Annotated in this window: 6 protein-coding genes; all 6 read left to right on the plus strand. The window is 69.3% G+C overall.

From position 1 onward, the window contains the following. Positions 1–406, plus strand: a 406-nt coding sequence (locus AC1D1Y_RS25475) for a nuclear transport factor 2 family protein (protein WP_477684805.1), incomplete at its 5' end; no start/stop codon positions are given. Positions 407–503: 97 nt separating this feature from the next. After that, complete coding sequence (locus AC1D1Y_RS25480; RefSeq protein WP_477684806.1) at positions 504–2,048, plus strand: FecR family protein; 1,545 nt, start codon at positions 504–506, stop codon at positions 2,046–2,048. A gap of 120 nt (positions 2,049–2,168) precedes the next feature. Continuing rightward, positions 2,169–2,762 carry a sigma-70 family RNA polymerase sigma factor gene (locus AC1D1Y_RS25485; protein ID WP_477684807.1) on the plus strand — a complete coding sequence of 198 codons (594 nt, stop codon included), beginning with the start codon at positions 2,169–2,171 and terminating at the stop codon, positions 2,760–2,762. After that, on the plus strand, positions 2,759–3,391 hold the full coding sequence (locus tag AC1D1Y_RS25490; protein WP_477684808.1) for a hypothetical protein: 633 nt from the start codon (positions 2,759–2,761) through the stop codon (positions 3,389–3,391). The genes AC1D1Y_RS25485 and AC1D1Y_RS25490 overlap by 4 nt, the downstream gene beginning before the upstream one ends. 4 nt (positions 3,392–3,395) lie before the next feature. Next, positions 3,396–4,943 (plus strand): S8 family serine peptidase, encoded by a 1,548-nt coding sequence (locus AC1D1Y_RS25495; RefSeq protein WP_477684809.1) that lies wholly within the window; start codon positions 3,396–3,398, stop codon positions 4,941–4,943. 127 nt (positions 4,944–5,070) lie between these two features. Further along, positions 5,071–6,417, plus strand: coding sequence for a sigma-54-dependent transcriptional regulator (locus AC1D1Y_RS25500; RefSeq protein WP_477652304.1), 1,347 nt, complete (start codon positions 5,071–5,073; stop codon positions 6,415–6,417). The last annotated feature ends 557 nt before the right edge of the window (positions 6,418–6,974 follow it).

Consider the following 6,974-nt stretch of genomic DNA (forward strand, 5'->3'; position numbering starts at 1 on the left):
GGGGGGGGCCGCCAAACCCGTCGCCGCGCCGGCCGGCCCCAAGGACAGCCGGCAGGCGCAGGCCGCGCTGCGCCAGCTGATGGCCGCCTACGCCGCGGGCGACCAGGCCGGGCTGGAAGCGATGGTGTCACCCGGCATGGCCGGCTATGCCGGCGTCGTGGATGCCGCGCGCCAGGCCCGGCCGTTGCAAAAACAGCTGAGGATCACGCTGTCGGACCTGCGCGCGCAGGCCTCGGAGGATGCCGGCCTGGTGTTGATCCAGGCGCGCTGGGAGAAGCGCTTTGTCCGCCTGCCCGCGGGGCTGCAGGTCCGCAAGAGCGGCGCCGCCGCGTTCAGCTTCAAGCGCGCGGAGGCCGGCTGGAAGCTGTCCGGCCTGAGCGGCGACAACCCTTTCGCCGCCGATTAGCCCGCCATCACCCACCGCATAGAACCCTTCCTCCACGACGCACGACTCACCGGCAAGCCGGCGGCCCGTTCGCCGCCATGACCACGAGAACCACTCCATGAAACACACCACCACCTCCTTCCTGCTGACGGCGCTCGCGCTGGGCTTTTGCCTGCAGCAGGCCCATGCGGCCGGCCAGATCGATTTCATCGAGGGCAACGTCAGCGTCACCACCGCGGCGGGCCAGCTGCGCCTGCCCGGCAAGGGAGAGACCATAGACGCGGGCGACGCCATCGTGACCGGCCGCGACGGGGAGATCCATGTGCGCATGGACGACAACGCGCTGGTCGCCCTGCGCGCCAACACCTTTTTGCGCATCGAAGCCTACCGGGCCGAGGGCGGGGCCGACGACAGCGCGGTGTTCCGCCTGCTGCGCGGCTCCTTCCGCTCGGTGACGGGCTGGATAGGCAAGAACAACCCGAAGAACTACGCGGTGCGCACGACGACGGCCACCATCGGCATTCGCGGGACCGACCACGAGGTGCTGGTCGTCGGCGAAGGCGAGGCCGCGGGAACCTACGACAAGGTGAACACCGGCGAGACCGAAATGGACACGCCCGTCGGCAAGGTTTCGGTGCTCCCCGGGCAGGCCGCCTTCGCGTCCAGGACGGCGTCGGTACCACCCAGGGTGTTGCCGGCCGTCCCCGCGCTGTTTGTCGCCACGAAGAATGAAGCCGCCATCGAAAGCAGCAAGAAGCTGCTGGAAGAAACGCGCGACGAACGCCTGGAGCAAAAGCAGAAGGACAACGTGCGCAAGGGCACGGACAGCAGCGGCAAGCCGAAGATCGGCGAACCGGAGGACGCGCGCAAGGCCCTGGCCGCCTTTGAGGAAATCCTGCGCGCCTTCGAGGCCGGCAATGTGTCCTTGATACGCCAGAAGCTGGACCCGTCCATGATCGGCTACCAGCAGCTGCTGGACAACATCACGCAGGAAAACAACGAGTGCAAGCAGATGCGCGTGACCCTGCTCAACACCCAGGTCCAGGCCGGCCCCAACCTGGCCGTGCTGCAGACCGGCTGGGAAAAACGCTGCCTGCTGCTGCCGTCCTTCACCCCCCGGCTGACCACGGGACGCAGCACCGTGCTGCTGCACCTGGGCCCGCAGGGCTGGACCTTTGCCGCGATCACCGGCGGCAGCATGCTGGAGCGCTCCGGCCCGGTCGTGCCCGGCGCGCCGCTCAATGCCGCCGGTGGCCCGGCCGCCAGGACGCTGGCAACGCTGGCCGTCGTCAACACCGGCGCATCCTATGCGCTGGCCGGCGGCGGCGTGGCGCCGCCCGCGCCCCTGCCCTTCAGCATCACCGTGACCGACCCCGACCGCGTGGGCGCCGCCTCCGTGACGGTGACCATCACCACCTCCGCGCCGTTTGCCAATGACTCCATGGTGCTGACCCTGCCGGCTGTCACCCCCGGGTCCTCGCAGTTCAGGGTCACCAGCGTGAGCTTCTCCAAGGCGGCGGCCGGTTGCACCAGCGCCAACACGCCCATCAATCCGGCGTCGCTGGAAATCTGCCCGGGCGGCACGGCGACGGTGTCCTTCACCGACACCACCACGCCTTCCGGCGCGGCACAGGTGGTGACGCAGACCGTGGCGGTTCCCTGAGCGCGGACCTTTTTCAAACAAAAATCGCGGCGGCATTGAACCCGCCGCGATGAAGCCACGACTCACAGGCAATGGCACGGCGGGCAAGGGGCCCGCCGGCCGGACACGGAGCCAGATTTGATGGAAGCACACGCGGGCGCGGCGGCACGGCAGGACATGGAGCTGTGCCGCCTCATGGAACAGGTGGCCGCGCGCGACGAGGCCGCGCTTTGCACACTCTACAAACGCATGAGCCGGGTGATCTACGCCTTTTCGCTGCGCCGCTTGTGCCAGCCCGAGGCGGCGGAGGAGGTGGTGGTGGAAACCATGTACGAAGTCTGGAAGGGCGCGGCGCGCTTCGCCGGCAGGTCCATGGTGACCACCTGGATCCTGGGCATCGCGCGCCACAAGGCGATGGACAAGCTGCGCCTGCGCGGCGGCGAGATGAGCGAGCCCCTGGGCGACGAGGCGGAGGCCATCCCCGACGGCCGCCCCTCCGCCTTTGAGTTGATCGCCGGCCGGCAAAGGCAGGGGCAGGTGGCCCTGTGCATGGAGGCCCTGCCGGACGAACAGCGCGAGTGCATCCACATGGTGTTTTACGAGGACGCGCCGCTGGCCGAAATCGCCGCCGTGCAGGCCTGCCCCGAGAACACCGTCAAGACACGTTTGTTCCACGCCCGCCGCAAGATGCGGGAATGCCTTGAGCGCCAGGTCTGGCGCATGGAGCGCGCATGATGCACAGCGAACAGGAATTGCGGGACCTGCTGCCCTGGTACGTGAACGGCACACTGGACGAGGCCACGCGGCACGCTATCGACCTGCTGCTCGAACGCTCGCCGCTGGTGCGCGGTGAACTCCTCTGGCTCATGCAACTGCGCAGCCAGATACGGCAGTTTCGCGAGGAGGCCGAGGAGCGCCCGGAGGATGCGGGCCTGGACACGCTGATGGCGCTGGTCCACGGCGAACGCTCGGGCAAGGTCGTGCAGTTGCGCGCGCGCTGGAATGCGTGGCTGGCCGCGCCGCGCCGCTTCTCCGTGCCGGCTGGCCTGGCCGCCGCCGTGGTCCTAGCGCAGGCCGCCCTCATAGGCACGCTGCTGCTGCGCCCCGAGCCTGAGGCGCTCACCCCGCTGTCGGGCGAAGCGGCCGCGGGCGGCGAACTGCTGCAAATCACTTTCAAGCCGCGGGCCACCGAGGCGCAGATACGCGGCCTGCTGGCCGGCCTGCGGGCCGAAATGGTGTCCGGCCCCGGCGCGCTGGGTGTGTACACGGTGCGCGTGCCCGAAGGGCAGGGGCCCGTGGCGCTGGCCGGGCTGCGCGGCAACGGCGCCATCGTCGAATCGGCGGCCTTGCTGGCCGGGCGCTGAAGCCATGCGTTCTTCCGCACGCGGCCGCCTGCGCGCGGGTTCTCTCTTTCCCTTCGTGCCCCTCATGTGCCTGGTGCTGGCCGGCCTGTCCGTGCACGCCGCCGGCGATGAGGATGCCGAGTGCGCGCGTTACCGCATCGCGGGCTTGCCTTGTCCTTCCAGGCCCGGCGCTTCCAGGGCGCCCGATGCCCCGCGGCCGCCGGCCAGGCCGGTGTTGCCCTTGCGCGGGGTGGAGCCGCCGCCGGCAGCAGGCCAGGCGCGCGATGCATCGGGCGCCGCCGTGCCGGGACGTGCCCTGGCGGCCCCGTCGCCAACGCCGGTTGCGCCGTCGTTTCCACCACCGGTCCCCCCGGTGGCGCCCGCTGCGACTGGCCTGCCCGGCTTGCCGTCGGGCAGCGCCCTGATGCCGATGGCGATAAGCCCTTTGGCCGCACCGCCCGGCCCGCCGGTGCAGACCCGGGAGCCCGGCCAGGTGGTCGCGTACTGGGCCGCGGCGGACGAAGCCGACGCCGCGCTGGCCCGGCTGGCGCGCGAGCGGCAGCTGCAGCCCGTCACCGTTTCGCGGCTGGAGGCCCTGGGAGGCGTGCTGGCCGTGTTCCAGCTGGAGAGCGCGGCGCAGGCCGCCGATTTACGTGAACAGCTGCTGCGCGACTTTCCCGGGCTCGCCGTGGACTTCAACACACGCTACCGCCCGCTGCAGCCGGCCAAAGCCAGGCCGCGCATTTACCTGCCGCAAAAAATCGACCAGCCCCTGGACGCGGCGGAGCCCGCAGGCCCGGGCGCGGTGCGTGTGGGCATCGTGGACGGGCCGGTGGCGGCCATCGCGGCGCTGGCGGGCGCCGGCATAGTCCGCAAAAGTTTCCTGGCCGCCGGCGAGACGGCCGCAGCCGCGGGCCACGCCACGGCCATTGCCGCGCTCATCGCGGGGCAGGACGCCGGCGTTCCCGGTTTCCGGGCGATGGCGCCCGGGGCCAGCCTGCGCTCGGCCGAGATCATGCGCAGCATGGGCGCTGAGGACAGCACGCACAGCGCGGCCCTGGTGCGCGCGCTGGACTGGCTGCTGGCCGAGAAAGTCCAGCTCATCAACCTCAGCCTGGGCGGGCCCGGCGACGCGGTGATGCAAAAAGCCTTTGCCCGGCTCGCCGGCTTTCCGGTGGCGCTGGTCGCGGCGGCCGGCAACGGCGGCCCGGCGGCGCCGCCGGCCTACCCGGCGGCCTATCCCGGCGTGATCGCCGTGACGGCGACCGACGCCTCCGACAACGTGTATGCCGCGGCCAACCGCGGCGCCTACATCACGCTGGCGGCGCCCGGCGTGGACCTCTGGGTTCCCGACGGAGCCGCTGGCCACTATGTGAGCGGCACCTCGTTTTCCGCGGCCGTGGTGAGCGCCGCCGGCGCGCTGCTGCTGGCGCGCAACCCGCTGCTCAGGGCCGGGCCACTGGCCCGGCAGCTGTGCCGCGGCGCCCGGGACCTGGGCGCGCCCGGACCCGACCCGATCTTCGGCTGCGGCCTGATTCAGGTTGGTGCATCGCTGCGCGACGAACGGCTATGAGGGCTTACAGGCGGTCAGATTCACGGTATCCGGTATTCATTACAGGCGTTATGCTTATGACAAACACAACAACAACGGCTCTGCCACTGCTCCCGTTTGCAGTCTGTGCGGATTTTGACGGGCACCTATGGCACGCATTCTGATAGTTGACGACGATCCGGCACTGCTCAAGCTGCTGTCATTGAGGCTCCACTACGAAGGCCACGTTCCCATCGAGGCGAACAGCGGCGCGGTCGCGCTGGCCAAGCTGGACCATGAGCTTCCCAACATCCTGATCACCGACCTGCGCATGCCGGGCATGGACGGGCTGCAGCTGTTTGAAGCCGTGCACCGGCGCTACCCGCTGCTGCCGGTGCTGATCCTGACGGCCAACGGCACCATTCCCGACGCGGTCAACGCGATGCAGCGCGGCGTGTTCGGCTACATCACCAAGCCTTTCGAGGGCGCGGACCTGATGCTCGAGGTGAACCGCGCGCTGGAGGTGTCGTCCACCCTGGGTGCCGACATGCCCGGCGACCTTCCCGGCGAAGCCTGGCGCGAGGCCATCATCACGCGCAGCCCGCGCATGGAAAAGCTGCTGGCCGAGGCCAGGCTCATGGCCCGAAGCGACGCCTCGGTGCTGATCCACGGCGAGAGCGGCACCGGCAAGGAACTGCTGGCGCGCGCGCTGCACGCGTCCAGCGCGCGTTCCCATGAAACACTGGTGGCGGTGAACTGCGGCGCCATCCCCGAAAACCTCGTGGAGTCGGAGCTGTTCGGCCACGTCAAGGGCTCCTTCACCGGCGCGGTGCGCGACAGCGTCGGCATGTTCACCAGCGCGCACCGCGGCACCATCTTCCTCGACGAGATCGCCGACCTGCCGCTGGCGATGCAGGTCAAGCTGCTGCGCGTGCTGCAGGAGCGCGAGGTGCGGCCCGTGGGCGCGTCCAAGCCGCACAAGGTCGACGTGCGCGTGATCTCCGCCTCCAACCGCAAGCTCGAGGACGAGGTCGCCGCCGGCCGGTTTCGCGAGGACCTTTTTTACCGCCTCAATGTGGTGGGCCTCACATTGCCGCCGCTGGCCGAGCGCCGCGAGGACATCGCGCTGCTGGCCAATCATTTCATGCGCAGCCTGGCGCAGCGCTACGCCAAGCCGCTGACGGCCTTCGCGCCGGGCGCGCTGGAGCTGCTGGGCACGGCGTCCTGGCCGGGCAATGTGCGGCAGCTGCAGAACATGGTCGAGAAATGCGTGGTGCTGTGCACCGGCACGCTGATCCCGGTCACGCTGGTGCAAAACGCGCTGACCAGCCAGGGCTCCGAGCTGCTGCCGCTGGACGAGGCGCGCAAGGAGTTCGAGCGCGGCTACCTCACGCAACTGCTCAAGATGACCAACGGCAACGTGGCGCAGGCGGCCAAGCTCGCCAGGCGCAACCGCACCGATTTTTACGCGCTGCTGGCGCGGCACGAGCTCGAGTCGGCCAGCTTCAAGGCCTAGACAGCGCAAGGCGGCGCCTTGCCGGGTCTTGCGTCGGCTTGCGCGCTCCCCTTGTCCCTTGCATGGACCTGCTGGCCGGGGGTTGCCCGGCGGCAAGTAACTTTCTTTTGCTTCGCCAAAAGAAAGTCACCAAAGAAAAGGCGACCCGCAGTCTGGGTCCCTACGCTTCGCTACGGGCAACCTGCGGTGCTCGAGCCAAGCGGGGTCTCGCTAAACTCGCTACGCTGCGCTTCGCTCAGACAACGCGATCCCTGATCCGCTTGTCTCTGCGCTCCTCGGCCCAGCCAGGACGGGGCAATCGGGAACTGAAGCGGGAACAGAAGACAGAAATACAAAGAACAAACCAAGACCACAAGGACTCGCCAAGGCGAGTCCTTGTTTCTTCTGTATTCGGTATTGGTATTCCTTCCCCACCCCTTGTGGATGCGCCGAGGAGCGCAGGTCCAGGCGGATCAGGGATCGCGTTGTCTGAGCCGAAGGCGAGTTTAGCGAGACCCCGCCTGGACCGAGCACCGCAGGTTGCCCGTAGCGCAGCGGAGGGACGCAGCAACCAGGGT

It is taken from the genome of Polaromonas sp. P1_G1, from assembly GCF_056405595.1.